Raw genomic sequence first — 2,102 nt, forward strand, 5'->3', positions numbered from 1 at the left:
GCCGAGGCGTGGGCGGCGTGCGCGCGGGCGGTCAGCTCCGCGGCCAGGGCCCACGCCTCGGCCACGTCCCGGTCCTGGGCCGCCGCACCCGAGCCGCCCGCCGTGTCCGCGTGCACGGTGGCCAGCCCGAGCCGGCGCTGCGCCGGCCCCTGCACCACCCGTACGCTCTGGATCCGGGCGTACGGCACGATCGCCAACTGCCGGGTGAGCAGCCCGGACCGGCTGGCGAAGACCTGCTCGAACAGGCCGGCGCCGAGCGCGCCCCGGCCCAGGGGGTGCAGCCAGCGCGTCCGGGGCGGCGGCGGGCTCAGCGCCAGCGCGTCGAGGCGTACCCCCGGAAGCACCTCCGCGACGATCATCGCCGCGGTCGGCAGGTCGCCGACCGGCAGCAGGCGGTCCGGCCGGTTGCGGTCGTCGGCCTCCGCGACGGAGTACCCGGCCACCTCGAGCCGCAGCCGCAGCCAGCCCTTCACCCGCCACAGCAGCGGCCAGGTGGCCCGCACGGTCTGCACCCGGTCCAGCGGCACGGTCTGCGCCCTGGTCTCCAGCAGGCCGTTGTGCACCCGCAGCGTGCCGCCGTCGCGGGCCAACCGGAAGTTCCAGTCGTCGAGGACCCGGCGGATTGGTTGCAGCAGCACACCGGCCATCGCGGTCAGCGTGCTCGCCACCGCGACGAACGACCACGACCCGGCGGTGAGGAACTGCACCACGACGAAGGCCAGACCGAACGGAAGCAGGAACGCCTGCGGGGTGAGCAGCTGGCTGACCAGCAGGCTCTGGTTGCGGACCGCGTGCAGCGGGCGACCCGCCGCGGCCACCGGCGGCGCCGTCCCGGGGACCGCCGCGGGTGCCGCGACACCCGGCGCGGGTGGCTGCGGCGTGCGGCCGGCGAGCGCCAGCAGCCGCTCGCGCAGCCGGGTCGCCTCGGCCACCCCGAGGTACGCCAGTGGCGCCTCGGTCTTGCCCCCGCCGACCACCTCCAGCCGAAGCTCGGCCAGGCCGGTGAGCTGGGCGAGCAGCGGCCGGACCACCTCCACGGCCTGCAACCGCTCGAGCGGGATCGCCCGGGTACGCCGCCAGAGCAACCCCTCATACACCCGCAGCTCACGGCCCACCACGTGGTAGCCGGTGTTGTACCAGCTGATCACCGACAGCACGGTCGCGCCGAGCGCGAGCACCGCCACCATGGCCGCGAACCAACCGAAGCCGACCCGGGACAGCGTCGACCAGGACAGCCCGGCGATCACCACGACAAGCGACTTCGCCCCGTGCAGCAGCGGGCTGAGCGGATGCAGCCGCTGACGCGGCTCGCCGTCGCCGCTGACCGGCGACACCGGCCAGGGACGGGGCATCCCGGGCAGCCCAGCGCCGTACGGCGATGCCGCGCCGCCGGGCGGTGGCCCGGCGGGTGGCGCGCCGCCCGGCGGCAGGGGCGGCCGGGTGCCCGGCTCGGCGGGACCGTCGTTCATCGGGTCGCCCTCCGGCGCGGGCGGTCGCCTGGTCGGGCGCTCACAGCCCCTCCGCCCGGTCCTCGCCGAGGGCCGTGAGCCGGTCGCGCAGCCGGGACGCCTCCGCCGGGCGCAGCCCCGGCACCCGGGCGTCGCTCGCCGCCGCCGCCGTGTGCAACTGCACGGTGGCCAGGTCGAAGGCGCGCTCCAGCGGCCCGGCGCTGACGTCGACGAACTGCATCCGGGAGTACGGCACGATGGAGAGGCGCCGGATCAGCAGGCCGTGCCGGACCAGCAGGTCGTCCTCGCGCTCGGCGTACCCCCAGGCCCGCACCGCGCGGACGATCGCCACGGCCCGCCACGCCCCGAACACCAGCACGGCGGCGAGGACGATCCCGAACAGGGCGTGACCGCTCAGCGCCCAACCGGTCGCCGTCACCGCCAGCCCGATGGCGAGCACCACGGCAAGCCGGATCAGCTCGACCCAGATCAGGTCCGATGAGATGCGCTGCCAACGGACCGTGTCCGGCCAGGGCTCCAGTGGCCCCCGCCCCACCGGCCCCTCCGTCAACAACGGACCGGGTGCGCCGGCCGACGCACCGGCGGCGGGCGACGGGCCCGGGCCGGACGGCAGCAGGCCGGGCGGCGGCAGGT

Annotated in this window: 2 protein-coding genes; both read right to left on the minus strand. The window is 76.7% G+C overall.

The features are described 5' to 3' along the window. Positions 1–1,469, minus strand: a 1,469-nt coding sequence (locus DKT68_RS00180) for a PH domain-containing protein (protein ID WP_407940674.1), incomplete at its 3' end; no start/stop codon positions are given. A 40-nt stretch (positions 1,470–1,509) separates the two neighbouring features. Beyond that, complete coding sequence (locus DKT68_RS00185; protein WP_407940675.1) at positions 1,510–2,082, minus strand: PH domain-containing protein; 573 nt, start codon at positions 2,080–2,082, stop codon at positions 1,510–1,512. Positions 2,083–2,102 lie beyond the last annotated feature (20 nt).

Origin of the sequence: Micromonospora acroterricola (assembly GCF_003172955.1) — a bacterium.
In the GTDB taxonomy this organism is placed as follows: domain Bacteria; phylum Actinomycetota; class Actinomycetes; order Mycobacteriales; family Micromonosporaceae; genus Micromonospora; species Micromonospora acroterricola.